The organism is Shinella sp., from assembly GCF_052438155.1.
Classification (GTDB): domain Bacteria; phylum Pseudomonadota; class Alphaproteobacteria; order Rhizobiales; family Rhizobiaceae; genus Shinella.
The window spans coordinates 52530-78115 of sequence record NZ_JBQVPI010000004.1 but is presented as its reverse complement, the minus strand read 5'-3'; the positions used below and the strand labels follow the sequence as shown (position 1 = coordinate 78115).

Annotated in this window: 27 protein-coding genes and 1 riboswitch; of the genes, 23 read left to right on the top strand and 4 right to left on the bottom strand. The window is 63.3% G+C overall.

From position 1 onward, the window contains the following. Window position 1: 1 nt before the first annotated feature. Window positions 2-1084 carry an ABC transporter ATP-binding protein gene (locus ACT6VE_RS09325; protein ID WP_444798338.1) on the bottom strand — a complete coding sequence of 361 codons (1083 nt, stop codon included), beginning with the start codon at window positions 1082-1084 and terminating at the stop codon, window positions 2-4. 163 nt (window positions 1085-1247) lie between these two features. Here ACT6VE_RS09325 and ACT6VE_RS09320 point away from each other — a divergent pair, with 163 nt between their 5' ends. From ACT6VE_RS09320 to ACT6VE_RS09290, 7 genes are all read left to right on the top strand, one after another. Further along, the gene (locus ACT6VE_RS09320; protein ID WP_444798337.1) at window positions 1248-2318 is read left to right on the top strand and encodes a polyamine ABC transporter substrate-binding protein; all 1071 of its coding nucleotides are present in this window, start codon (window positions 1248-1250) and stop codon (window positions 2316-2318) included. Between the two features lie 50 nt (window positions 2319-2368). Further along, a complete protein-coding gene (locus tag ACT6VE_RS09315) occupies window positions 2369-3223 on the top strand; it encodes a MurR/RpiR family transcriptional regulator (protein ID WP_444798336.1) in 855 nt (284 codons plus the stop codon). Between the two features lie 33 nt (window positions 3224-3256). Beyond that, window positions 3257-3488, top strand: a riboswitch (cobalamin riboswitch). Between the two features lie 219 nt (window positions 3489-3707). After that, a complete protein-coding gene (locus ACT6VE_RS09310; protein ID WP_444798624.1) occupies window positions 3708-4715 on the top strand; it encodes an ABC transporter substrate-binding protein in 1008 nt (335 codons plus the stop codon). Next, window positions 4715-5740 (top strand): FecCD family ABC transporter permease, encoded by a 1026-nt coding sequence (locus ACT6VE_RS09305; RefSeq protein ID WP_444798335.1) that lies wholly within the window; start codon window positions 4715-4717, stop codon window positions 5738-5740. Before ACT6VE_RS09310 ends, ACT6VE_RS09305 begins: the two co-directional genes overlap by 1 nt. After that, a complete protein-coding gene (locus ACT6VE_RS09300; RefSeq protein ID WP_444798334.1) occupies window positions 5737-6540 on the top strand; it encodes an ABC transporter ATP-binding protein in 804 nt (267 codons plus the stop codon). The genes ACT6VE_RS09305 and ACT6VE_RS09300 overlap by 4 nt, the downstream gene beginning before the upstream one ends. Continuing rightward, window positions 6537-6989, top strand: coding sequence for a pseudoazurin (locus ACT6VE_RS09295; RefSeq protein WP_444798333.1), 453 nt, complete (start codon window positions 6537-6539; stop codon window positions 6987-6989). Before ACT6VE_RS09300 ends, ACT6VE_RS09295 begins: the two co-directional genes overlap by 4 nt. Beyond that, window positions 6989-7765, top strand: coding sequence for a class I SAM-dependent methyltransferase (locus tag ACT6VE_RS09290; protein WP_444798332.1), 777 nt, complete (start codon window positions 6989-6991; stop codon window positions 7763-7765). The genes ACT6VE_RS09295 and ACT6VE_RS09290 overlap by 1 nt, the downstream gene beginning before the upstream one ends. Here ACT6VE_RS09290 and phnF read toward each other — a convergent pair. Further along, window positions 7743-8495: a phosphonate metabolism transcriptional regulator PhnF gene (gene phnF, locus ACT6VE_RS09285; protein ID WP_444798331.1), complete on the bottom strand. Its 753-nt coding sequence runs from the start codon at window positions 8493-8495 to the stop codon at window positions 7743-7745. The genes ACT6VE_RS09290 and phnF overlap by 23 nt on opposite strands. A 92-nt stretch (window positions 8496-8587) precedes the next feature. On the opposite strand from phnF, the gene phnG reads away from it, so the two are divergent. The 14 genes from phnG (at window position 8588) to phnN (ending at window position 20898) form a co-directional block, all read left to right on the top strand. Beyond that, complete coding sequence (phnG, locus tag ACT6VE_RS09280; RefSeq protein WP_444798330.1) at window positions 8588-9067, top strand: phosphonate C-P lyase system protein PhnG; 480 nt, start codon at window positions 8588-8590, stop codon at window positions 9065-9067. Next, a complete protein-coding gene (gene phnH, locus ACT6VE_RS09275; protein WP_444798329.1) occupies window positions 9067-9687 on the top strand; it encodes a phosphonate C-P lyase system protein PhnH in 621 nt (206 codons plus the stop codon). Before phnG ends, phnH begins: the two co-directional genes overlap by 1 nt. A 3-nt stretch (window positions 9688-9690) precedes the next feature. Continuing rightward, entirely contained in the window at window positions 9691-10791 is a 1101-nt protein-coding gene (locus ACT6VE_RS09270; RefSeq protein WP_444798328.1) for a carbon-phosphorus lyase complex subunit PhnI, read from the top strand. Next, window positions 10788-11672 carry an alpha-D-ribose 1-methylphosphonate 5-phosphate C-P-lyase PhnJ gene (locus ACT6VE_RS09265; RefSeq protein ID WP_444798327.1) on the top strand — a complete coding sequence of 295 codons (885 nt, stop codon included), beginning with the start codon at window positions 10788-10790 and terminating at the stop codon, window positions 11670-11672. Before ACT6VE_RS09270 ends, ACT6VE_RS09265 begins: the two co-directional genes overlap by 4 nt. Then, window positions 11669-12445: a phosphonate C-P lyase system protein PhnK gene (gene phnK / locus ACT6VE_RS09260; RefSeq protein ID WP_444798326.1), complete on the top strand. Its 777-nt coding sequence runs from the start codon at window positions 11669-11671 to the stop codon at window positions 12443-12445. The genes ACT6VE_RS09265 and phnK overlap by 4 nt, the downstream gene beginning before the upstream one ends. Window positions 12446-12447: 2 nt before the next feature. Continuing rightward, on the top strand, window positions 12448-13155 hold the full coding sequence (gene phnL / locus ACT6VE_RS09255; protein WP_444798325.1) for a phosphonate C-P lyase system protein PhnL: 708 nt from the start codon (window positions 12448-12450) through the stop codon (window positions 13153-13155). Next, complete coding sequence (locus tag ACT6VE_RS09250; RefSeq protein ID WP_444798324.1) at window positions 13152-13766, top strand: DapH/DapD/GlmU-related protein; 615 nt, start codon at window positions 13152-13154, stop codon at window positions 13764-13766. The genes phnL and ACT6VE_RS09250 overlap by 4 nt, the downstream gene beginning before the upstream one ends. 155 nt (window positions 13767-13921) lie before the next feature. After that, the gene (gene phnC, locus ACT6VE_RS09245; RefSeq protein ID WP_444798323.1) at window positions 13922-14770 is read left to right on the top strand and encodes a phosphonate ABC transporter ATP-binding protein; all 849 of its coding nucleotides are present in this window, start codon (window positions 13922-13924) and stop codon (window positions 14768-14770) included. An 80-nt stretch (window positions 14771-14850) separates the two neighbouring features. Continuing rightward, the gene (gene phnD / locus ACT6VE_RS09240) at window positions 14851-15756 is read left to right on the top strand and encodes a phosphonate ABC transporter substrate-binding protein (protein WP_069062973.1); all 906 of its coding nucleotides are present in this window, start codon (window positions 14851-14853) and stop codon (window positions 15754-15756) included. Between the two features lie 73 nt (window positions 15757-15829). Continuing rightward, window positions 15830-16792: a phosphonate ABC transporter, permease protein PhnE gene (gene phnE / locus ACT6VE_RS09235; protein ID WP_444798322.1), complete on the top strand. Its 963-nt coding sequence runs from the start codon at window positions 15830-15832 to the stop codon at window positions 16790-16792. Window positions 16793-16801: 9 nt separating this feature from the next. Beyond that, the gene (phnE, locus tag ACT6VE_RS09230) at window positions 16802-18304 is read left to right on the top strand and encodes a phosphonate ABC transporter, permease protein PhnE (RefSeq protein WP_444798321.1); all 1503 of its coding nucleotides are present in this window, start codon (window positions 16802-16804) and stop codon (window positions 18302-18304) included. A 149-nt stretch (window positions 18305-18453) separates the two neighbouring features. Continuing rightward, complete coding sequence (locus ACT6VE_RS09225; protein ID WP_444798320.1) at window positions 18454-19161, top strand: DUF1045 domain-containing protein; 708 nt, start codon at window positions 18454-18456, stop codon at window positions 19159-19161. A 1-nt stretch (window position 19162) separates the two neighbouring features. Continuing rightward, a complete protein-coding gene (locus tag ACT6VE_RS09220) occupies window positions 19163-20296 on the top strand; it encodes an alpha-D-ribose 1-methylphosphonate 5-triphosphate diphosphatase (RefSeq protein WP_444798319.1) in 1134 nt (377 codons plus the stop codon). After that, a complete protein-coding gene (gene phnN / locus ACT6VE_RS09215; protein ID WP_444798318.1) occupies window positions 20293-20898 on the top strand; it encodes a phosphonate metabolism protein/1,5-bisphosphokinase (PRPP-forming) PhnN in 606 nt (201 codons plus the stop codon). Before ACT6VE_RS09220 ends, phnN begins: the two co-directional genes overlap by 4 nt. Before the next feature lies 1 nt (window position 20899). On the opposite strand, the gene ACT6VE_RS09210 is transcribed toward phnN, so the two are convergent. Then, complete coding sequence (locus tag ACT6VE_RS09210) at window positions 20900-22342, bottom strand: cryptochrome/photolyase family protein (RefSeq protein ID WP_444798317.1); 1443 nt, start codon at window positions 22340-22342, stop codon at window positions 20900-20902. Between the two features lie 34 nt (window positions 22343-22376). After that, window positions 22377-22736, bottom strand: coding sequence for a YbaN family protein (locus ACT6VE_RS09205; protein ID WP_444798316.1), 360 nt, complete (start codon window positions 22734-22736; stop codon window positions 22377-22379). Window positions 22737-22879: 143 nt separating this feature from the next. Here ACT6VE_RS09205 and ACT6VE_RS09200 point away from each other — a divergent pair, with 143 nt between their 5' ends. Then, on the top strand, window positions 22880-23692 hold the full coding sequence (locus ACT6VE_RS09200; RefSeq protein ID WP_444798315.1) for an N-formylglutamate amidohydrolase: 813 nt from the start codon (window positions 22880-22882) through the stop codon (window positions 23690-23692). Next, on the top strand, window positions 23689-25584 hold the full coding sequence (locus ACT6VE_RS09195) for a flavohemoglobin expression-modulating QEGLA motif protein (RefSeq protein WP_444798314.1): 1896 nt from the start codon (window positions 23689-23691) through the stop codon (window positions 25582-25584). The genes ACT6VE_RS09200 and ACT6VE_RS09195 overlap by 4 nt, the downstream gene beginning before the upstream one ends. Window positions 25585-25586: the final 2 nt, after the last annotated feature.

Here is a 25586-nt window from a genome sequence, read left to right as displayed (position 1 = left end):
ATCAGGCCGCCTCCGCCGCAATGAGGTGAACCGCCGCCGGATCGTAGGCGAGGCGTGCGCGGCGTGACTGCTCGATCTCGCCGACGAGGTTGCGGCGGGTCGCCGGGATTTCCGCAATGACGCGTCGGCCCGTGGCGGTGCGACCGAACAGCTCGAAGGTGGAGCCGACGAAGACGATCTGTTCAAGATCGACGTCGAGGCCCGGGGAGCTGTCGTCCGGCTGTGCGATAAAGAACTGCTCCGGGCGGATGAGAGCGGTTGCGGCGCCGTTCGACCCTGTTTTCGCATGGGCGATGGACAGGCCGTCGCCGGTCACGAGCCGCGCTCCGTCCGCCTGTCCCTCGAAGAGGTTGCTGGCACCGACGAAGGTCGCGACAAAACTGTTCTTCGGCTGATCGTAGATGGCGCGCGGCGTGTCGAGTTGCTGGATGCGGCCGCCGGAGAGCACGGCAACGCGGTCCGACATGGTCAACGCTTCCTGCTGGTCGTGCGTGACGAAGATGAAGGAGATGCCGAGCTCGTGCTGCAACGTCTTCAGCTCGATCTGCATGGCCTGCCGCAAATTCTTGTCCAGCGCGGACAGCGGCTCGTCGAGCAGCAGCAGCTTCGGGCGGGCGATGATGGCGCGGGCAAGCGCCACGCGCTGCTGCTGGCCGCCGGAAAGCTGGCGCGGCCTGCGGCCCTCCATGCCTTCGAGGCCCACCATGCGCAGCGCATCGGCGACGCGCTTTACACGCTCCGCTTTCGCGACACCTGCGACTTCCAAGGCATAGGCGGTGTTTTCGCCGACCGTCATATGCGGGAAGAGCGCGTAGTTCTGAAAGACCGTATTGACCGGGCGGCGGTAGGGCGGCCGGTCGGTGATGTCCTCGCCGTCGATCAGGATACGGCCGGCATCAAGCTCGACAAAGCCGCTGATTGCCTGGAGCAGTGTGGTCTTTCCGCAGCCGGACGGCCCCAGCAGCGTCAGGAATTCGTTGCGCGCGACATCGAGGTCGATCGCGTCGAGCGCCGTGACTGTCTGGCCTTCGGGCGTGGCAAAGGCCTTCGCCGCCTTCTCCAGGCGGACTATGGAATCTCGCATCGTCGTTCCCCATTATGTTATAAAAATAACGCTTGTGCGATTTCGATATCTGGATACCATTTATGCATCCAAGTCAACGGCCGCCAGAAGCCGGGACGGGAACAGACGGCGCAGGGAAAGCGCCGGGGCCTCGACGGGCCAAACCATCAGAGGAGACTATTCGATGACGAAATTTGATCGCGCCGGCGCATCCGGCCTTCGCGCATGGACGCGCCGCACCGCCTTCTCGCTTGCCGCCCTCGTGGCAAGTGCGGGCCTGGCGGGTGCAGCCGAACTCAACGTTTACAACTGGGGTGAATATATCAATCCAGAGGTACTGAAGAAGTTCGAGGAGGAGACCTCAATCAAGGTCAACCTCTCGACCTATTCCTCCAACGAGGAAATGCTGGCAAAAATCCAGGGCGGCGCCACGGGTTATGACGTCGTCTTCCCGTCCGTGCACATGCACGACATCATGGCCAAGCTCGACCTGCTCGAAAAGACCGACATCAACACCTATGAAGGTTTTAAAAACATCGACCCCGCCTTCCTGCGCGCGAAAAGCGACCCGAAGGGCGAATATTGCCTGCCCTATGCCTGGGGCTCGGTCGGCATCTTCTACAATCGCACGATCCTCGGCAAAGACATCACCGGCTGGAAGGACCTGCTTGAGACGGTCAAGGCGAAGGGACTGAAGTTCACGCTGCTCGACGACATGCGCGAGGTGCTCGCGGTCGGCCTGATGCTCAACGGTCACAAGATCAACTCCACCGATCCGGCCGAGTTGCAGCAGGCGGCGGACACGATTATCGCCATGAAACCGGACGTCGCTGCCTTCACCTATGACACGCGGCCGATGGTGCAGTCGGGCGACGTGGCGGCCGGCCATTTCTTCGTCGGCGCCATGGTCGATGTTTTCGCCGATGAGAAGGACCTTGGCTACGTGATCCCCGAGGAAGGCGCGACCATGTACCAGGAAGATCTCTGCGTGCTGAAAAGCGCGCCGAACAAGGAAAATGCCATAAAATTCCTGCAGTTCTATACGCGTCCGGAGATCGTTGCCCTCAACGTCTCGCAGCAGACCAACGGCACGGCCAACGTGCCGGCACGGCAATTGACCCCGGAAAAGATCAAGAATAGCAAGGAGATCAATCCGCCGGCAGAAACGATGGCGCGTCTCCAGATCTTCGAAGATCTGGGTCCTGCGCTGCGCCAGCTGGACCGGGTCTGGACGAAGGTGAAGACCGCGCAGTGACAGCGCTGGCCCGCCTGTCTCCGGATGGGCGGGCTTCGAGGAGGGGCGACGTGTCGAAACGCATTCTAAAGCTCGTTCAGTCCGACGACCTCCGGCGGTCCAAATCCGACAAGCTGATCGCCAACTATATTGAACGCAATATCGCCGATCTCCCTTTCGAGACGGCGCGCTCCATCGCCCAGCGCCTCGAACTTTCGCCGATGACAGTCGGCCGCTATCTGCGCCGCATGGGTTTTGATGGCCTTGATGAGTTGAAGGGCGAACTGCGGCATGGCAGTTCCAACCCGGCCTGGCAGGTCAAGGGCCAGGTCGACCGGCTGGAACAGGACCGCAAGGAGGGCAAGCTGCTCGCCGGCCTCATCCAGCAGCAGATCGACAATCTCGGCCAGATCTACGAAATCACCACCGCGCCGGAATGGCAGCAGACGATCGACGCGCTCGTCGGCGCCAGCGAGGTCTATGTCGCGGCCTACCAGAATGTGCGCGGCATCGCCCAGTACTTTGCCAGCCAGCTTTCCTATACCCGTCCGCGCGTGCAGTTCGTCGATGGCGTCAACGGCACCTATGCCGAAGTTTTGGACGGTTCCGTCGAGGGGCGGCTGCTTTTCCTGCACGATGTGCGCCGCTTCGCCGCCAAGGCGCGGCCGCTGGCGCTGGAGGCCCGGCGCGCGGGCGTCAAGGTCGTGCTGCTCACCGATGAATTCTGCCCCTGGGGACCGGAGGTCTCCGATATCTGCCTCGTCGTGCCCGGCTCGCACGGTCCGCTCTGGGATGGTGCCGCCACCATGACGGCCGTCATGGACCTCATGCTCAGCAACATCATCGTTGTGATGGGTGAGGCAGTCAGCGAACGCGTCGATACGCTGACCCGCCTGCAGGATGTCTTCGGGGATTTCGAGACCTGACGATGATCCGCCTTGACGCTGCCGAGTGCCGCGGACTAAGGAGAACGTGACGGTTCCCTGACGGATGACTCCCAGGGGATTAATAGGGAACACGGTGCGGACGACCCAACAGGGACCCATTCCGTGGCTGCCCCCGCAACTGTAGGCGGATTGCCGCCTGTCCTCGGACGCGTTTACGCGTCATGCCACTGCGGTTTTCCGTGGGAAGGCAGACAGGCAGCAGATATCCGTGAGCCAGGAGACCTGCCGTCATTGCAACAATCCAAATCACGGGCGGGGATGCCCGGAACGGAGACGCCATGACGATTTTCGCTGCCGCACCCGGCAGATATCTGCACGTTTTCTCCCGACCGCAACCGGCCCGTTTCTGTTGGTGCGCCGGCTAGGCTTCTGCCTGCCGTCGTGTCCCTTCGCGCCTTTAGCGCAGTCCTTCATCCGGGAGAAACCCATGACCATTTTTGCCGCGGCCTCGCGTGCCGCTCCTCTGCTTTCGTTCATTGCCGGCACGGCAGCTTTTGTTCTCTCCTCGGGTGCGGCCCACGCCACCGAAACCCAGTATCCGTTGACGTTCGAGAATTGCGGCCGCCCGGTCACCTTCGAGAAGGCGCCGGAGCGTGCCGTCTCGCTCGGCCAGAGCTCGACCGAAATCCTCTACCTGCTCGGCGTCGGCAACCGCATGGTCGGCACGGCCGTGTGGATCGGCCCGGTTCTCGCCGGTTACGAGGAGGCCAACGCCAAGGTCGAACGCCTTGCTGACAACGACCCGAGCTTCGAGAGTGTCGTCGCCAAGAGGCCGGACCTCGTGACGGCGCAGTTCCAGTGGCATGTCGGCCCCGAGGGTATCGTCGCAACGCCGGAACAGTTCGAGGAATTGAAGATCCCCGTCTACACCTCGCCGGCCGATTGCATCGGCAAGGACAATACCGGCGGCGGCGACGGCGTGCGCAAGACGATCTTTACCATGGAGCTTATCTATCAGGAAATCAGCGAATTGGCGAAGATTTTCAATGTACAAGATCAAGGCGAGAAGGTCATTGCCGATCTCAAGGCCCGCGAGGCCGCGGCGCGCAAGAAGATCGCCTCTGCCGATGGCAAGCTGTCCGCCGTCTTCTGGTTCTCCAGCGCCGAACTCGATATCGATCCCTATGTCGCCGGCCGCAACGGCGCGCCGGGTTACATCCTGTCCGCGCTCGGCATCAAGAACGTCATCGAGAGCGACGAGGAATGGCCGACGGTCGGCTGGGAAACCGTTGCCAAGGCCGATCCGACGATCATCGTCGCCGGCAAGATGGAACGCCGCCGCTTCCCGGCCGATGACGTTGCCGTCAAGCACAAGTTCCTGAAGGAAGATCCGGTCACCAGCCTGATGCCGGCGGTCAAGAACGGCTATGTGGTCGACATGGACGCCCAGGCGATGAACCCGACGATCCGCACCATCGAGGGCATCGAAGTGCTCGCCGACGCGGTCGAAAAGGCCGGCCTCGCCAAGTGATGGCAGATCGCCCCCTCTTGCTCCGGACGGGCGCCGCTTTCGCGGCGCTCGTGCTCCTGCTTGCCGCACTTGGTGTGGGCGCGGCGGTCGGCGAGACGGCGATCCCGCTCGATGTCGTGGCCAAGACGGTGGCGAATCGTCTTTGGCAGGCGGGCTATGCGCTGGAGCCGATCGACGAGGGCATCATCTGGAACTACCGGCTGAGCCGCGCCGTGGTCGCCGCCTGCTGCGGCTCGGCCCTGGCGCTTTCCGGCGTCATCCTGCAATCGCTACTGCGCAATGCGCTTGCCGATCCCTACATTCTCGGCATTTCGGCTGGTGCCTCGACGGGCGCCGTCGCCGTCGCGATCCTGGGCATTGGCGCCGGCATGCTGACGCTGCCGATCGGCGCTTTCATCGGCGCGCTTGTCGCCTTCGCTCTGGTCAGCGTTCTGGCCGTGCGCGCCGGGCGCGGCACCAGCGCGATCATTCTGGCAGGCGTCGCGGGCTCCCAGCTGTTCAACGCGCTCACCTCCTTCATCGTCACCAAGGCGGCCAATGCCGAGCAGGCGCGCGGCATCATGTTCTGGCTGCTTGGCAATCTTTCCGGCGTGCGCTGGCCGGATGTCTGGCTGGCACTGCCGGTCGCGCTTGCCGGCCTGCTCGTCTGCCTGTGGCATGCCCGAGCTCTGGACGCCTTCACCTTCGGCACGGAATCGGCCGCCTCCCTCGGCATTCCGGTGCGCCGCGTTTACGTCGTGCTGATTGCTATTTCCGCGTTGATGACGGCCGTCATGGTCTCGATCGTCGGCTCGATCGGCTTCGTCGGCCTCGTCATTCCCCATGCCGCGCGCATGGTCGTCGGCGTGCGCCACGGTCTGCTGCTGCCGGCCTCGGCGCTGATCGGCGCCATCTTCATGATCGCCGCCGACGTGCTGTCGCGCATCATCATTCCCGGCCAGGTGCTGCCTATCGGCGTCATCACGGCGCTGTTTGGCGCGCCGGCCTTTGCGCTCATCTTAAGTCAGAGGAGATCGGCGCTATGACACTGGTTGCGAACGGACTTTCCTGGTCGGCGGGTGGCACGACAATCCTGTCGGATGTCTCGCTCGACGTGCGCCCCGGCGAATTCCTCGGTATCATCGGCCCTAACGGGTCGGGCAAGACCAGCCTGATGGCGCTCATCGCCGGCATCCGCAAACCTCAGCGGGGCGAGGTGACGCTGGACGGCAAACCACTTCTGGCGCACGGGCGGCAGGCGATCGCGCGGCGCATTGCCTTCGTCGAGCAGCAAGCGGAAACGACGGAACGCATCACGGCGCGCCACGCCGTCGAACTCGGCCGCACGCCCCATCTCGGCGCGCTAACACCCTGGTCGAAGGCGGATGATGCCATCGTCGACCGGGCGCTGGAGGAAGTGGACATGGCGCATTTCGCCAACCGTCTCTGGCACACGCTATCCGGCGGCGAGCGCCAGCGACTGCATATTGCCCGCGCGCTTGCCCAGCAGTCGCCGATCCTGCTGCTCGACGAGCCGACCAACCATCTCGACATCGGCCACCAGATCGGCCTGCTCCAGCTCGTGCGTGAACAGGAACTGACCGTGGTCGCAGCGCTTCACGACCTCAACCATGCCGCCATGTTCTGTGACCGCATCGCCGTGATGCAGGCAGGCCGCATCGTGGCCCTCGGCGCGCCCGCCAAGGTGCTGGAGCCGCAGCGCCTGCACGACGTGTTCGGCGTCACCGTCGATATCGAGCGTGACAGCGCCGGCGGCTGCTTCATCCGTTACCGCCGGCCCAATCCGCGACCGACCAAACTCAAACTCGTTGCAGAGGCAAGATGAAAATCCGGCTCCTTCTCGCCATGGCCGTGATGGCCGTTCTTTTCCATTCCCTTCCGGCCGCCGCCGAGACGCTCAAGGTCGAGATGCGCAATCGCGGCGAAAAGGGCTCGATGGTGTTCGAGCCGGATTTCCTTGCGATCAAGCCGGGCGACAGCATCAAGTTCATCGCCACCCACAAGAGCCACAATGCCGCGAGCATCGACGGCATGGTTCCGGAGGGCTATGCCGGCTTCAAGGGGAAGATCAATGAGGAGATCGAGGTCACCTTCGATCAGCCGGGCTTTTACGGCATCAAGTGCTCGCCGCATTTCGGCATGGGCATGGTCATGCTCGTGAAGGTCGGCGAGGCGGAACTGACGGATGCGATCCGCACGGTCGAGGTGCCTGCCCGCGCCCGACCGCGCTTTGACGACCTTTTTGCCCGCGTGGATGCGGGTGAGGGGAAGTGATGCACGGCACGCTTTCCAACAGCAATCTCAAGGAAGACATCCGGGACTACTGGTCGCGCCGCTCGGAGACCTTCGACCTCGCCTTCGGCCACCGCATTCCGCAAGGACCGGAATTCGACGCCTGGGCGGCGGCGATCCGCGAACGGCTCGGCCCGGAGCCGCGTCGCGTGCTGGAGCTTGCCTGCGGTACTGGCGAGGTGACGCGCCTGCTGCTCTCGCTCGGCCATGAGGTGACGGCACTCGATTTTTCCGAAGCGATGTTGGCGATTGCGCGGCAAAAACATGCCGGCGCTAAAAACCTTCGCTTCCTGCTTGCCGATGCGGAAAACCCGATGGAACCGGACGAGAGCTATGACGCGATCGTCTGCCGCCATCTCGTCTGGACGTTGACCACGCCGGAACAGGCCTTTGCCGAATGGTACCGCATGCTGAAACCCGGCGGCATGTTGCTGTTCTTCGATGGCGACTGGGCAGCGCCTACCCGCGTCGGCCGTCTGGCGAGCCGCGCCATTGCCATCATCGACAGGTTCGCTGGTGTCGATCCGTTCTATGACGGCGCGATGAGCGACCGGCACTCCAGCATCATGGAGCGTCTGCCGTTTGGCGACGGCCTGCGCGTCGAACGCGTGTTGCCACTGCTCGAAGCGGTCGGTTTTCGGGATATGACGATCGGCTCCCACGCGCCGATCGCAGCGGCACAACGCCGTACGGCTGACCTGCGCAACAAGCTGCGCACGTTGCTTTACCGCCGCTTCATCCTTTGCTGCCGGAAGTAGCATCGGGCTCCGGTTCCACCGTGAGCTTGACCCGGTCGGCGGCAAAGCGCGTGCGGGAGAACTGGATCGGCGTGCCGTCGAGGTCCGTATTGACGGCCGTCGCCACCAGGATGATCGCGCCGGGTGAGAGTTTCAGGTGCCGCATGTCGTCGCCCTCCGCATGGATGGCGGATATTTCCGTTGAACGACGCACGTAGTCGGGCACCCCGAGTTCGCGGAAGGCGGCAGTGACGGAGCGTGTCCGCTCGTAGACCGCGCCAATCTCGGCGAAGCGGTTAGCCGGGAAATAATGCGTGCCACGCGAGATCGGCCGTTTGTCAGCGCTGTTGACGGTTTCCATCCGCACGCAAAGCGTGCCTGCCGGCAATCCCAGCGCTTCCGCGACGACAGCGGGTGCGACCTCCGTCATCGCCTCCAGCAATCTACCTTCGATATCGCGTGTCTGATTGCCGAGTCCCTGCGAAAAGCGGGTGCGCCGCGAGATCGGGAAGCGCAGGCGGTCGCGCCGCTCGATGCGCGTGCCGATACCTTGGATCGGCCGAACGATGCCTTCTTCCGCCAGTGCTGCAAGCGCACTGCGCACCGTGTGCCGGTTCACGCCGAAGCGGCTCGCCAGCACCACTTCCGGCGGCATCATGTTGGTTTCGTCGAAATCCCCGTTGTTGATCGCCAGCCGCATGCGGTCCGCGATCTGCCGCCAGAGGGCGACGCCCGATTGCCGCTCTACCATTTTGTGCCTGTCATACCCTTGTCACGCGCCCCCGTTAAGACAAGACTTAGATGTTCGGTTGTCTAGATTAATAGACATTTGGAGAAATGACAATGGCATCACTACAGAAATCTGCCGAGGCCGCCACCAAGAGCGCGGGCGGCGAGCGGCAGAGGGCGATGGGCCTGCTTGCGAAGGCGAGCCGGGCAGAGTTGCAGGCAGCTTGGGATGCGTTCGACGAAAAGCCGGCGGTCCAGCCGGTGCGTGGTCCGGAAACCGGCCTCGTCATGGTACGTGGCCGTATCGGTGGCGGCGGTGCGCCGTTCAACCTCGGCGAGGCGACGGCGAGCCGCGCCAGCATCCGCCTTGACGACGGCACGGTCGGTCACGGCCAGGCGCTCGGCACCGATGGCGCAAAGGCGCGCCTTGCGGCGACCTTCGACGCGTTGTTCCAGCAGCCGGCCCGCAAGGCCGAGGTCGAGACGCTGCTCGAAACCATCGCTGCCCGCGTTGCCAAAGAGGACGCCGAAAAGGCCCGCCAGACGGCGGCCACCCGCGTCGATTTCTTCACCATGGTTCGGGGAGAGGACTGATGTCACTCGATACGCTCGCCTTTGCCGGCGGTTTTCAGAAGCCGGTGTTCGAGGCGCAGGCCGTCTTCCGCACGCTGATGGATTGCATGGCCCGTCCCGGCACGATCGGCCGCGTTGCCGCGACCGTGACGCCGCCCGCACCGCTCAAGGCTGCCGCTGGAGCCGTGGCGCTCACGCTCTGCGATCACGACACATCGGTCTGGCTGACGCCGGTGCTTGCCAAGTCGGCGCTGCCCGGTTGGCTCGCCTTCAATGCCGGCGCGACCGTGACGGAAGAGCGGCAGGACGCCCGTTTCGCCTTCGTGGAAAAGGGCGCGATGCTGCCCAATCTCTGCCTGTTCGCCCAGGGCACGCAGGAGTATCCGGATCGTTCGACGACACTCGTCGTCGAAATCGAGGCCTTCGAGGGTGGTCGGCCGCTGGTGCTGACCGGGCCGGGCATCCGCACGGAAGAAGAGATCGCGCCGCTCGGCCTGCCGGACATGTTCCCGCATTTCTGGTCGGAGAACCGGCAGGGTTTTCCGCGTGGCGTGGACCTGATCCTCGTTGCCGGTGACGCCATCCTCTGCCTGCCGCGCACCACCGTTCTTCGCGTCAAATCCGCCGCAGGGGAGGCCTGAACCATGTACGTTGCCGTCAAGGGTGGCGAAGCCGCCATCTCCAACGCCCATCGCCTTCTCGCCGACCGCCGCCGCGGTGACCGCTCGCTGCCGGCAATCGGCATCGAGCAGATCGTCGCCCAGCTTGGCCTCGCCGTCGACCGTGTCATGGCGGAAGCCTCGCTCTATGATCGTGCGCTGGCTGCGCTCGCCATCCGGCAATCGCGCGGCGACATGATCGAGGCGATCTTCATCCTGCGTGCCTATCGCACGACGCTGCCGCGCTTCGGCTATTCCAAGCCGGTCGAGACGGGTGCCATGCTGATCGAGCGCCGCGTCTCGGCGACCTACAAGGACCTGCCGGGTGGCCAGCTTCTCGGCCCCACCTTCGACTATACCCACCGCCTTCTCGACCCATCGCTTCTGGGTGACGAGGCTGTCGAAGCGGGCCTGGAGCGGGAAGAGCCCGGCGAGCCGGTCATGCGCGTCTCCGACATCCTGGCCGATGAAGGCCTGGTCGAGGACGATGGCAGCCTGCCGGATGGCCATGTCGCGGGCGACATCACACGCGAGCCGCTGGAGTTCCCGATGGCGCGTGACCTGCGTCTGCAAGCGCTCGCCCGGGGCGATGAAGGTTTCCTGCTGGCGCTCGGCTATTCGACCCAGCGTGGCTACGCCCGCACCCATCCCTTCGTTGGCGAAGTGCGCATCGGCGAGGTCGAGGTGGAGCTGGATATGCCGGAACTCGGCTTTTCCGTCTCGCTCGGCCGCGTCCAGGTGACCGAATGCCAGATGATCGCCCAGTTCAAGGGCTCGGCGAAAAACCCGCCGCAGTTCACCCGCGGCTATGGCCTCGTTTTCGGCCAGAGCGAGCGCAAGGCCATGGCGATGTCGCTGGTCGACAGGGCTCTGCGCGCGGAAGAGTTCGGCGAGGACATCGTGGCGCCTGCGCAGGATGAGGAGTTCGTCATTTCCCATTTGGACAACGTCCAGGCAACCGGCTTCGTCGAGCACCTGAAACTGCCGCATTACGTGGATTTCCAGGCCGAACTCGATCTCGTACGCCGCATGCGGCGCGAATACGAGGCCGCGCAGAACATCGATCTTCCGGAGGCCGCAGAATGAATACGACCGATCTGGCGACCTACAATTTCGCCTATCTCGACGAACAGACGAAACGCATGATCCGCCGGGCGATCCTGAAGGCGATCGCCATTCCGGGCTATCAGGTGCCCTTCGCATCGCGCGAAATGCCCATGCCCTATGGCTGGGGCACCGGCGGCGTGCAGGTGACGGCGGCAATCCTCGGACCGGACGATGTCCTGAAAGTCATCGACCAGGGCGCTGACGACACGACCAACGCCGTCTCCATCCGCGCCTTCTTCCAGAAGGTGGCCAATGTCGCGGTGACGACGAAGACCCGCGAGGCGACGATCATCCAGACGCGCCATCGCATTCCGGAAGAAAAGCTGACGGCCGGCCAGACGCTGGTCTACCAGGTGCCGATCCCGGAGCCGTTGCGCTTCCTCGAGCCGCGCGAGACCGAGACGCGCAAGATGCATGCGCTGGAAGAATACGGCCTGATGCATGTCAAGCTCTACGAGGACATCGCGAAAAACGGCCATATCGCCACGACCTATGCCTATCCGGTGAAGGTCGAGGGTCGCTACGTCATGGACCCGTCGCCGACCCCGAAATTCGACAATCCGAAGATGCACATGTCGGAAGCGCTCCAGCTGTTCGGCGCGGGTCGCGAAAAGCGCATCTACGCCGTGCCGCCCTATACCGAAGTCGTCAGCCTCGATTTCGAGGACCACCCCTTCGAGATCCAGACCTTCGACAAGCCCTGCGCGCTGTGCGGCGCGGAGAATGTCTATCTCGACGAGGTGGTGCTCGATGACAGAGGCGGGCGGATGTTCGTCTGCTCGGATACCGACCATTGCGAAGACCGTTGCGCCCATGGCCACCGCGGCCATCTCGCCTATAACAAGGAGGCTGCCGAATGACCGACACGCCGCTTCTCAAAGTCCGCGATATCTCGAAATTCTATGGCGCGCGCATCGGCTGCCAGAATGTCTCCTTCGATCTTTGGCCCGGTGAAGTGCTGGCGATCGTCGGCGAATCCGGCTCCGGCAAGACGACATTGCTGAATTGCTTGGCAACCCGGTTGATGCCGAGCTCCGGCGCCGTGGAATACCGCATGCGCGACGGCCAGATGCGAGATCTTTCCCGCATGAGCGAGGCGGAGCGCCGTTTCCTGATGCGCACGGACTGGGGCTTCGTGCACCAGAACCCAGCGGACGGCCTGCGCATGGCCGTGTCGGCCGGCGCCAATGTCGGCGAGCGGCTGATGGCCGTCGGCGAGCGGCATTACGGCAATATCCGCGAGACGGCGGGCTCCTGGCTCGGCCGCGTCGAGATCAGCGTCGATCGCATCGATGACCAGCCGCGCGACTTTTCCGGTGGCATGCGCCAGCGCCTGCAGATTGCCCGCAATCTCGTCACATCGCCGCGCCTCATCTTCATGGACGAGCCGACCGGCGGTCTCGACGTTTCGGTGCAGGCCCGCCTGCTCGATCTGTTGCGCGGCCTCGTGCAGGACCTTGACCTCTCGGCGATCATCGTCACGCACGATCTCGCCGTGGCGCGTCTCCTCTCGCATCGCATGATGGTGATGAAGGACGGTCTCGTCATCGAGCAGGGCCTGACCGACCGCGTGCTCGACGATCCGCGCGAAGCCTATACCCAGCTCCTCGTCTCCTCGATCCTGCAGGTATAACCATGCCCACACCCCTCGTTGTTTCCGAAGTCGCGAAGAGTTTTACCATGCATCTTCGCGATGGCCTGCGCCTGCCGGTCATGTCAAACGTTACCTTCTCGGTAAAGGCTGGCGAATGCGTCGTGCTGGGCGGTCCGTCCGGCATCGGCAAGAGTTCGCTGTTGAAAATGGTCTATGGCAACTATGCCGTCGATAATGGCCAGATCCTGGTCGATCACGACGGCAAGCTGCTCGATCTCGCGACCGCCGATCCACGCACGATCCTGTCGGTTCGCCGGGCGACGCTCGGTTACGTCAGCCAGTTCCTGCGCACCGTGCCGCGTGTTGCGGCCGTCGATGTCGTGGCCGAACCGCTCACGGCCCGTGGCGTCGATGCGGCCGAGGCGAAAGCCATAGCGGAAGCCATGCTGGCCCGTCTCAACCTGCCGCGCGAACTCTGGCAGTTGCCGCCCGCCACCTTCTCCGGCGGCGAACAGCAGCGCGTCAATATCGCCCGCGGCTTCATCACCGATCACCGCATCCTGCTGCTCGATGAGCCGACCGCCTCGCTCGATGCGAAGAACCGCGCCGTCGTCGTCGGCATGATCGAGGAGAAGAAGGCAGCCGGCGTGGCCCTACTCGGCATCTTCCACGACGAGGACGTGCGCGAGAAGGTTGCCGACCGCATCGTCGACGTCTCTGCCTTTTCCCCGCGAAAGGCCGCCGCATGACCAAGCTGTCCGAAACGCCGCTGATCCACCCGACAGCTATCGTCTCCGATACGGTGCTCGGCCGCTACACCGAGATCGCCGAGAACTGCCGCATCAGCGAAGCCGAGATCGGCGACTATTCCTACATCATGGATGGCGGCTCGGTCTGGTGTGCAACGATCGGCAAGTTCGCCAACATCGCCTCGTCGGTGCGCCTCAATGCCACCAATCACCCGATGTGGCGCGCGACGCTGCATCACTTCACCTATCGGGCCAACGATTACTGGCCCGATGCGGAGCAGGAACCGGATTTCTTTGCCTGGCGGCGCGAGCATCGCGTCACCGTTGGCCATGACGTGTGGATCGGCCATGGCTCGACGATTTTGCCGGGTGTCACAATCGGCAACGGGGCTGTCATAGGGTCCGGCGCGGTCGTCACAAAAGACGTCGAACCCTACATGATCGTCGGCGGCGTGGCAGCGAAAGTCATCCGCGAACGCTTCCCGCGAAGCATCGCCGAACGCATGGAAAAACTCGCCTGGTGGGACTGGGATCATGCCCGGTTGCGTGCCGCTTTGGACGACTTTCGCAAATTTGACGCAGAAGCCTTTCTTGCCCGTCACGACGGTTGAGCGGGCATGTGCAATGCCGGAAATTCAGGCCTGTGGACTGTAATTTTTCCGACATGAAACTGACATCGCCGCTTCATCAACAGCGTTTACAGCCAATCCCGAAAACGACATCGCCCCACCATGGGCTCATTACTGGAAATTATGAGGGATCCGCCATGTTCCGACTGAAGAATGTCACCCGCCGTTTTGGCGAGCGCGTTGCGGTCGACGCTGTGACCTTCGACATCCCGCAGGGCCAGATGGTCGGCGTCATCGGCCGCTCGGGTGCCGGCAAGTCCACCATGCTGCGCATGATCAACCGTCTTGCCGATCCGAGTGAAGGCTCGATCCACTTCAACGACGTCGTGGTCTCGTCGTTGCGCGGTTCGGGCTTACGCAACTGGCAGCGTGACTGTGCGATGATCTTCCAGCAGTTCAACCTCGTGCCGCGCCTCGACGTCCTGACCAACGTGCTGCTCGGCCGCCTCAACCACCGTTCGACGACGCTCAGCATCCTCAATCTCTTCACCCGCGAAGAGCGCATCATGGCGATTGCCGCCCTCGAGCGCCTAGGCATCGAGCAGACGGCGCTCCAGCCGGCCGGCACGCTGTCCGGCGGGCAGCAGCAGCGCGTGGCGATTGCCCGCGCCCTGATGCAGAACCCGAAGATGCTCCTCGCCGACGAGCCGATCGCCTCGCTCGACCCGCTGAACGCCAAGATCGTGATGGACGCGCTGCGCGACATCAACGAGCGCGAGGGCATCACCGTCATCACCAACCTTCATACGCTCGACACGGCACGCGCCTATTGCGAACGCATCATCGGCATGGCGCACGGCCGCGTCGTGTTCGACGGATCGGCACGCGAACTCGACAGCGAAGCGGTGCGCACGATCTACGGCACGGGCGCCGATGGCGCGGAGATCGACGAGAGCCTCACCTCCACGGCGATCCGCAACCCGGCCCGTCAGGACAATATCAAGGAATCCGCCAGCCCGACACCGCTGGCACTGGCCGGGCTCTGAGCCTCGCCGGGATCGAACGACCCGCGTAAAGGGTCAGACAACTTCCAGTCCGGCAAAGCCGGTCAAACAGGAGAGAGACCATGCTGAAGAAAGTACTTCTCGGCGCCGTCGCGCTCATCGCGCTCGCCGGCCACGTCCAGGCTGAAGACCTCAAGGAATTCCGCGTCGGTATCATCGGCGGCGAAAACGAAGCCGACCGCCTGCGTAACTACCAGTGCCTCGGCGATCACCTGAAGGCCGAACTCGGCTTCGAGAAGGTCTCGTTCTTCCCGGCTGCCGACTATGACGGCGTTATCCAGGGCCTGCTCGGCGGCACGCTCGACTACGCCGAACTCGGCGCGTCCGGCTTTGCCAAGATCTACCTCGCGAAGGCTGACGCCGTCGAGCCGATCCTGACGACCGTCCAGACCGACGGCTCGACCGGCTACCACTCGATCATGGTCGCCCGCAAGGATTCCGGCATCACCAAGCTCGAAGACCTCAAGGGCAAGAAGCTCGGCTTCGCCGACCCGGACTCGACCTCGGGCTACCTCGTACCGCTCGTCACCCTGCCGGAAGCCATCGGCGGCCCGGTCAAGGAATATTTCGCTGAAACCGGCTTCGGCGGCGGTCACGAAAACCTCGTCCTCGAAGTGCTGAAGGGCACCTTCGATGCCGGCACGACCTTCGGTTCGGGCGTTGGCGAGTGGAAGGACGGTTATACGTCCGGCAACCTGCACAAGATGGTCGAGAAGGGCATTCTCGACATGAACGACATCGTCGAACTCTGGAAGTCGCCGCTGATCCCGAACGGCCCGATCGTCGTTCGCACCTCGATGGCTGACGAGACCAAGGCGAAGTTCAAGCAGTTCATGCTCGACCTGCCGAAGAAGGACGCAGCCTGCTTCTCCGCCGTCATGGGCGGCGACTTCACCGCGTTCACGGAAGTCAACGTCGACTTCTACAAGCCGATCATCGACGCCCGCAAGGCAACGATCGGCGGCTGATAGCCACGCAGACACTGGCGCCGGCCGCAACCCGGCCGGCGCCTCGTCTTTTTTGAGCCCAGGCGGAACAGACATGGCCTTGAACACGCTTCACGACGGCTTCAGCGAGAAGGGCGCTCTCATCGAGCGGCACTGGCAGGAGTTGAACGCACGGCGCCGCCTCTACACCTGGCTCGGGCTCGCCATCCTTGCTGTTGCACTTTCCGGTTCGCTCTGGTTCGCCAACGAGACGAATGCCGGCAAATTCTTCGACCGGCTGCCCTATCTCTTCGACTTCGTCGGCGACATGGTGCCGCGCGATGGCTTCGAAGTGTTCCGCGCGCTGTTCGATCTACCGTCGCCCTATGATGACGGCAGCTTCAAGTACAATTATCCCGAAGGCCGGCTCTATCTCACCGAGAGCTTCTACATCCCGGAATATTTCCACAAGATGCTGGAGACGCTGAACATCGCGCTGTTCTCCACGCTGATCGGCATGGTCTTCGGTTTCCTGCTTTGTTTCCTGGCCGCCAAGAACCTCGTCGCCAACCGCCTGCTGCGCGGCTTCGTTCGCCGTTTCATGGAAATCCTGCGCGCGTTCCCGGAAGTGGTGCTCGCCGGCTTCTTCCTCGCCATTCTTTCCCTTGGGCCTCTCCCAGCCGTCATCGCCGTGTCGATCCACACGGTCGGCGCACTCGGAAAGCTGTTCTTCGAGGTGGTCGAGAATGCTGACATGAAGGCGGAGGAGGGGCTTCGCGCCGTCGGCGCCAGCTGGATCGAGCGCGTCTGGTTCGGCATCGTGCCGCAGGTCCTGCCGAACTTCGTGAGCTATTTCCTGCTGCGCCTCGAAATCAACGTGCGTGCCTCGACGATCATCGGCGCCGTCGGCGGCGGCGGTATCGGCGAATTGCTGCGCCTGTCGATCGGCCAGAACCATCAGGCGAAGACGCTTGCCATCGTGCTGCTTCTCCTCATCACCATCATCGCCGTCGACCAGTTTTCCGCCTGGCTGCGCCGCAAGCTCGTGGGCGATCATGCCTTCCGGCTGGCCCAATAGGAGTGTGCCATGACGACCCTCAATCCCGCACAGATGGATGAGATCGCGGCACGCCATCCGGCCGTCTTCCACCGCTCGTTCTGGCAACGTTTTCGCGTCGCCATCATCACCGGCGGCTTCGTGCTCTACGCGCTCTATTGCTGGTGGTTCTTTGCCATCGGCCATGTGCTGACCACGGCCAACTGGAACATTGCCGGCACCTATCTCGCCGACTGGGTTTCCTACGAGGTGCGCCCGGAAGTGGCGATCGCTCCCGATGGCGCCATGAAGCTCACCTATCCACGCTTTTCGCCGCTCGGACCCAATGCCGCGCCGGACTGGGTGGAGATCGAGCTTGGTACGATGACCCGCACCACGCCGGCCGCAGATGCCGCAAGCACGGCGGCCAAGAAACCGGCATCCATGGGCTTCATGGGAACCGGCGCCACCCTCGGCGGCTCGGCGGCTGCCGTGGAAGGCCTGGCAACCGCGACGACGCGCGACGAAGAGGTGGTCAAGCGTGCAAAGATCACGCTCAATTCCTCGACGAGCGTCGAGGTCGTGCCGGAGCGTGTGACCGTGCAGCATGCCGGCGAGACGCTGGTCGTCGATATGGATGGGGCCGAGATGGCAGTCGAGGGCGCACTTCCAGCCTGGGCGACGCAGAAGACGCCAGGTCAGAAGATCACGCTTGCATTTGGCTTTGCCGGCTGGGGCGAGATCGAGCCGGGCGATATCAGCATCCGCAGGCGCTTCCTCGGCTGGGCGAACTTCATCTTCGACACGAACTCGCCCTTCCATGGAAAGTCGACTTCGGAAGTCGTCTCGCTGATCACCTCGGGAGACCGGATCGACGCGAAGCAATCGAACCTCTCGCTCGCCTGGAACAACATTCTCTACAACGCGGAATGGCAGCATCTCGACGTTTGGACGAAGCTGCTCCAGACCATCGTCATGGCCTTTGTCGGCACGCTGTTCGCCATGCTGCTGGCCTTCCCGCTCGCTTTCCTTGCGGCGCGCAACATCACGCGCAACTGGATCTCCAACCAGGTCACCAAACGCCTGTTCGATTTCCTGCGCTCCGTCGACATGCTGATCTGGGCGCTGTTCTTCACCCGCGCCTTCGGTCCGGGGCCGCTCGCCGGCATGTCGGCGATCTTCTTCACCGATACCGGCACGCTCGGAAAACTCTATTCCGAAGCGCTGGAGAACATTGACGACAAGCAGCGCGAGGGTGTGAAATCGGTAGGGGCAGCCCCGATTGCCGTACAACGCTACGGTGTGCTGCCGCAGGTCATGCCGCTCTTTGCCTCGCAGGCGCTCTACTTCTGGGAATCGAACACCCGCTCCGCGACCATTATCGGCGCGGTCGGCGCGGGTGGCATCGGTCTCAAGCTCTGGGAAGCGATGCGCACGAATTCCGACTGGGAGAACGTCGCCTACATGGTGCTGCTCATCCTCATCGTGGTCTTCGTCTTCGACGGTATCTCGAATGCGCTGCGTTCGCGCCTGATGGGAAAACCGGCGCACTGAGCAGTCCAGCAAAAGCGTAGAGCGGTTTTGCGTCCGGACGTGCGAAAAACGAAAGACCCGTGAGGCGGCATGATGCTGCCACACGAATCCCTACAAGGTTCGATGTCGCCGGTCCGGCGGCATCTTCTGAATTGCATAGGAATGAGCCATTGCGTTACGCCCTCTACTTCACCCCGTCCGCAAGCGATCCGCTGACCCTTTCCGCCCAGCGCTGGTTGGGGCGCAACGCGTTTACGGGTGCCACGCTTGCGCAGCTGTCCGTGCAGGGTTTTGATGCGGCCACACTCGCAGGACTGACGGCAGACCCGCGCCGCTATGGCTTTCATGCGACGCTGAAGGCGCCGTTTTCGCTTGCCGAAGGCCGCACGGAGGCCGAGTTGGTGGCCGAGGTCGGGCGCTTCGTCTCCGAAGTCGAGCCATTTGAAATCCCCGAGCTTGTCGTCGGGCGCCTCGGTTCCTTCTTTGCGCTGGTACCCGGCGATCACTGCGAGCCGCTGCACAGCTTTGCCGGCGAGGTCGTGCGCCGTTTCGAGCGCTTCCGTGCGCCGCTCACCTCCGCCGATATCGCGCGCCGCAAGCCCGACGAACTGACCGGCGCCGAGCGACAGAACCTCGTGCAATGGGGCTATCCCTACGTGTTCGACGAGTTCCGCTTCCACATGACGCTGACGGGACGCGTGCCGGCCGAGCGCCGCGATGCCGTCGAAGGCGTGCTTCTCGATCAATTCGCCGATTTCCACGACCGCCCGCTGGCAATTCATGGCCTCGCGCTCTTCCGTGAACAGTCGCGCGGCGCCGATTTCACCGTCCATTCGCTCTTCCCGCTGGGTGGAGCAGCCAACAGAAAGACCGCCTGACATGACCCGCGAAATCGTTCTCTCCAATGCCCGTATCGTGCTTGAGGACAAGATCCTCGACGGCACGCTGGTGTTGCGCGATGGTCTCATCGCCGACATCTCGGAAGGTGCTTCCGCCGCCGGCGAGGACATGGAAGGCGACTTCCTGCTCCCCGGCCTCGTGGAACTGCACACCGATCACCTCGAAGCCCACTACTCGCCGCGTCCCGGCGTGCGCTGGGGCCTGACGGCCGCCATCCAGTCGCATGACGCCCAGGTCGTCACCTCGGGCATCACCACCGTCTTCGACTGCCTGCGCATGGGATCGGACGAGGACGGCGGTTTCGAGAAGGGCGAGATGCGGGCCATGGCCAGCGCCATCGCCGAAGCGCAGGCCGAAGATCGCCTGCGCGCCGAACACCTCATCCACCTGCGCTGCGAGGTTTCGACCGACAATGTGCTGGAGCACTACGAGGAATTCGAGAACGACCCGATGGTCCGCCTCGTCTCGCTGATGGACCACGCACCCGGCCAGCGCCAGTTCCAGACGCTGGAACAATATATCCTCTACTACAAGAAGAAGCGCGGCCTCACCGACGATGAGTTCGACGCCTTCTGCAAGCGCCAGCAGGACCTTTCCGCCCGCTACGCCAAGCCGCACCGTGACGCGATCGCCGCCTCCTGTGCCGCGCGCAACATCTCGGTCGCAAGCCATGACGACGCGACGCTGGAGCATGTCGAAGAAGCGATCGGCTACGGCATCCGCCTTGCCGAATTCCCGACGAGCTTCGAGGCTGCGAAAGCATCGCACGGCGCCGGCATGAGCGTGCTGATGGGCGCCCCGAATATCGTGCGCGGCAAGTCGCATTCCGGCAACATCGCCGCCCGCGATCTGGCGAATATGGGAGTGCTCGACGTGCTCTCGTCGGATTACGTGCCGTTCAGCCTGATGCATGCACCGTTCATCCTCGCCGACGAGGGCATGAGCCTGCCGAAGGCGATCGCCATGGTTTCGACGACGCCCGCCCGCACGGTCGGTCTCGACGATCGCGGCGCCATTGCCACGGGCCTTCGTGCCGATCTCGCCCGCGTCCGCCGTCCGTCAGGCGTGCCGGTCGTGCGTTCGGTCTGGCGCCAGGGCAAGCGGGTGGCATGACTATGGCCGCCGAAGAGGTCGTCGTGCGGCCATCGCCTGTCGCGGCGGGCACGATGGTTGTCGTGGTCGGCCCGAGCGGGGCCGGCAAGGACAGCGTGATGTCCTACGCCGCACAGCATTTTGCCGAAGAGGCGCGCGTGCGCTTCGTGCGCCGTGTCATCACCCGCCCGGCGGATGCCGGCGGGGAGGCGCATGAGGCGATCGATGCGGATGGTTTTCGCCAACACGCGGCCGAAGGCGCCTTTGCCGTTTGCTGGGACGCGCACGGATTGTCTTACGGCATTCCGCGCGAAACCCTGGAGCAGTTGGGACAAGGCGTGACGCTGGTCGCTAATGGCAGCCGCTCGGCACTGCCGGCTTTTGCCGAGGCCTATCCGCGGCTGAAGGTCGTGCTCGTCACCGCCCGCCCCGACATTCTCGCTGCCCGCCTTGCAGCGAGAGGCCGGGAAAGCACCGAGGCGATCGCCAGGCGGCTTGAGCGTGCCGTGCCGGAAATCGTCGTCACGGCCGATACCGTCGTCATCGACAACAGCGGTGCGCTCGAAGAGGCGGGCGATGCGTTTGTCTCGCTGCTTGCCTCGGCGCTTGCGCGCAACGACTAATTCAATCGTTCTTCAGCGATTTGTAGGCTGCGAGTGCGCGTTCGCGGGCCTTGCGATGGTCGACGATCGGCTTGGGATAGGTTTTTCCGAGGTCTACGCCGCCTTCGCTGAGGGCATTTTCCGGCGCATCGAAGGGCTTGTGGATCCAGGCGGAATCCAGTTCTTCCAGCTCCGGCACGAAGCTGCGTACGTAAGTCCCATCGGGATCGAACTTTTCCCCCTGCAGGATCGGGTTAAAGATGCGGAAAAACGGCGAGGCGTCCGCGCCGGAGCCCGCCACCCATTGCCAGTTTGCCGCATTCGACGCGGCATCGGCATCCACAAGCGTGTCGCGAAACCATTTTTCGCCGTGTCGCCAGTCGATCATCAGGTGCTTGATCAGGAAGGAAGCGGTGATCATGCGCACGCGATTGTGCATCCAGCCATGTTTCCAGAGCTGCCGCATCCCCGCATCGACGATGGGGTATCCGGTCATACCGCGTGTCCAGAGCCTGAAATTCTTGCCCGCCGCCTCCCATGGAAAGGCGTCGAACCGGTCGTTCCAGTTCTTTTCTGCCAGTTCCGGGAAATGAAAATGCAGATGGTAGCAGAACTCACGCCATGCCAGTTCCTTGCGGAAATGCACGACATCGTCCTTCGCTGACGTCAGGCCACGGGTCGCGTGCCAGACGCGGGCGGGGGAGATTTCGCCGAACGCAAGATGGGGCGACAGCATGGATGTGGCATCGATTGCCGGAAAATCGCGATCCGTCTTGTAGCCGTCGATTGCACCATCGGCGAAGTCGTCAAGGCGCTCGCGTGCCGCGCCTTCTCCCGGCGTCCAGATGTCGCTGAAAGAGGCTGCCCAGTCCGGTTTCGTCGGCAGCAGCTGCCAATCGTCCAGTACCTCCGATTTTGGAGCTGTCGTGGGAGGCGTCAGTTTTTTCGGCGCATCGACCGGCTCGTATGGTTCTCCGTCCCGCTCCAGTGCTTTCCAGAAGGGCGTATAGACGCGGTACGGCTTCTTTTCTCCAGTCAGCAGGCGCATCGGGTCGTGCAGCAATTCCGCCGCGAAGCTGCTGGCGTTGACACCACGCGCCTTGAGTGCTGCCTTGATATCCATGTCGATTTTCACGCCGGCTGGATTGTGCCTGCGGTTCCAGTAGACGCTGTCGGCGCCGGTATCGCTGATCAGGTCATCGAGAACTTTGCTCGCCGCTCCACTGCGAAGGGTGAGGGGCGTACCAAGCCTCTTGAGCGTCCCGCCAAGGGAGGTCAGCGAGTGATGCAGCCACCAGTCCTGCGCCGCCCCAAGCGGACCGGTACCAGCTTCCTCCGGCTCGCGTATGTAGAGCGTGATGACGGGACGGCCGGTCTCGGCCGCAGCGATCAGAGCAGGGTTGTCGTCTGTGCGCAAATCCTTGCGGAACCAGACGATGATCGGAGGCCCACTTTTCATCGTCATGTCTCGTTTCCTTTTTGTGTCGCGACATAGGCGATCATTTCGGCAGTGGCCGGGTCAGAATGAAGAGCACGCTCCCCGACAGGATGAGCCCGACGATGGCAGCGAGAAGCGGTGAGGGCTGCGTGCGGTACCAGAAGAAGCCGTAACTCACCGCAATGAGAGAAACCGCGACGAATTTCGCACGCGCGGCGATCGCTCCCTCGCGCTGCCAGTTTCTCAACGGCGGGCCGAGCGTGCGATGGTTGAGAAGCCACTGCTCCAGGCGGGGCGAGGAGCGGGAAAAGCACCAGACGGCGACCAGCAGGAACGGCGTTGTGGGCAGCAGAGGCAGGAAGGCCCCGACGATGCCGAGCGCTGTCATCAGCAGGCCAGCCAGCATGTAGATCGAGCGCACGAGGTTCCTCATCACAAACGGTGTTGACCGTTCAGATAGAGTGCTTTGTCCTTGTGTCCAAGAGGCCACGACGTCGCGACGATTGGAACGAACATCTTCGTCAGGCATTCCTTTGCCGACTGGAACAGGGCAGGGCGAAGCGAATGTTGGATGATGCCGCAGGCGAAAACACGAAAGCCTGGTGGACGACGCACCGGGGCGCGTCGCCCGTGGTGGCGACAGCCATTCACGATGGCCATGCGGTTCGTGAAAATCTCCTGTCGAAAATGGCGCTCAAGGAGGATGAACGCCTGCGTGAAGAGGATCCCTTCACCGCGCAAACCATCCGCGATCTTCAAAACCGTATCGTCTTTCATCGTTCCCGTTTCGAGGTAGACCTCAATCGTGCCCGGGATGGGGCTTTCTATCTCCGGCCCGAGCAGGCCTGGGGACTGAAGGTCTGGCGCGAAACGCCCTCCGATGCGGAGATCGCAGAGACGCTCGCCGTTCACGACGCCTATTACGACATGCTGGAAAACTACCTGCAGGGTGTCACGGCGCAATACGGCCGTTTCATCGTGCTCGACATTCATAGCTACAACCATCGCCGGGCCGGAGCGGCGGCCGCCTCGACCGAGGCGAGCGACGCGCCGGAGATCAATATGGGCACCATCTCGATGGACCGCGACCGCTGGGCGCCGGTTGTCGATGCGTTCATGGGCTTTGCTGCCGATTTCGATTTTCTCGGCCATAGATTGGATGTGCGCGAGAACATCGCCTTCCAGGGGCGCGGTGAGCAGACGCGGTTCATCCATGAGCGGTTTCCCGAAACCGGCTGCGCCATCGCGATCGAATTCAAGAAGATTTTCATGGATGAGTGGACGGGCGCACCGGACTGGCAGGCCATCGCGGCGTTTGGCGCGCTGATAGCCGGATCCGTGCCAGTGCTCGAAAGGGCGCTGCGGGAGGTCGCATGAGCCCCACCAAGACGGCCCGCAAGCCACGACGAAAGAAAGAGAAGTCTCTCGTCGAAGAAGTGGTCGAGGCGCTCGAGGCCGGGAAATCCGTGCGCCGGGATCTCGACGGGGGACGCCTGCATATCGACCGGCCGTTGCCGTTCCTGTGCCTGCATGCCGGGGATCCGGGCGGCCATATCGTGGCCCGCGAGGTTGCGGCCGCAAACGCTTCCTATCTGCTTGTAAGCCGCATCGAGGATGCGGTTGAACTCATCGTACCGATTGCAGAGGCTCTCCGCCGGAAATTCGGTACCTTCGTGCTGCTCGATGTGGACGAATTCGACCGCGACCGATTGCTTTGCGACGATGCGCCGTTTCTGCAACCCTTCGAAGTCATGCTGTCGGCAACTTCAGGCATTGCGGCGAAGCGGGCGCTCGGAGCGTTCGAGGCGGCGGTGAAGGGGTTCGAGGCCCGTTTTCGCACGCCGCATGTCGAGCTTTGCGCCGCCGAGGACGATCCGTGCGTGCGCCCTGAGCTTCTGGCGCTGCGGCTGCCGCTTCTGACGCTGCGTTTCGCGCCGATCTACCGCGTCACCGGATCGGACGCCACCTATCCGGATTTGCGCGAACGTCTCATCGACAATTTCCTCGATGCGGGCCTGCGCGCCTTCGCAGCGTTTCTCGATGCGGATGGTTTCCCGAAGCCGACCACTTACCGTGCCTTTGGCCGCAAGGCGTTCATCGATGCCGTCGAACGGGCGGACCGCGGGATGGATGAGGTCGCCTCGAGCTTCGATTTTCTGCTCGCCGTCACCCCAATCAATGCGGATGCGGCCTGGAAGGAATTCAAGGCGAACAAATTCGAAAAGCCGCCGCGCTTCCTGTATCGGCCGTTGAGCCTGCTGGTGGAGCAGGAAAAGCGCCGGCTTTATTCGATCGCGCTCGACCGGCTCGAAGACCCCGTGCTGCACCAGATCTACCGGGAAAAACAGCAGGAACTCGATCTTCAATTGACGCTGATCGCCGAGCGCGAAAAAGCGCGGTTCGTCGACTTCGGACGCGCGCTTTACGGTCCGGTCGAGCCGTCGCTGTTGAAGGCGGCGCGCGAGGTTCTGGATGGAACCTCCGATGCCAGGCGCCTGCCTTCCCTTTCGGGCGATGATGACGAGGTCGTGGACTGCTTTTACGTCGAGCACCGCGCACGCACGATGATGCTGGACTATCACCTTCGCTACGATGGTTTCGACGCCGCCATCGAACTGCGCGACGACGTGCCTGCCGGTTTGCTGGTGTCGGGGCGGCGCCTGCTCATTTCCCGTCGCACGCGCATGATGCGCCACCGAGTCGAGGCGCTGCTCAGCCACGAAGTGGGCGTCCATCTTCTCACCTATTTCAACGGGTCGGCACAGGGGCTGCGTGTGTTCCGGACGGGCCTCTCCGGCTACGAGGGCATGCAGGAGGGACTTGCGGTTTTCGCCGAGTTCTTGGCCGGCGGTTTTACGCCGGAGCGCCTGCGCCTGCTGGCTGCCCGCGTCATCGGCTGCGATCTCATGCTGGCTGGGGCGTCTTTCGTCGAAAGCTTTCAAATTTTGGTGCAAGAGCATGATTTCGATGCGGAAACATCATTCGGCCTTCTGCTACGGGTCTTCCGGGGAGGAGGGCTCGCCAAGGATGCGATTTATCTGCGGGGGCTCCTGTCACTGCTCAGTCACCTGAAGGCCGGTGGCGCGCTCGACCCGTTCTGGATGGGCAAGATTTCCGCGTCCCATTTCAGCGTTATGGAGGAGCTTGGTGCCCGCGGCCTGCTGAAGGCGCCGATCCTGCGACCACTCTGCCTAGAAACCGACCGGGGCCGCACAAGGCTGGAACGCGCCCGCACCGGTCTCACACCCCTTTCCATGCTCGAAGCTTGAGG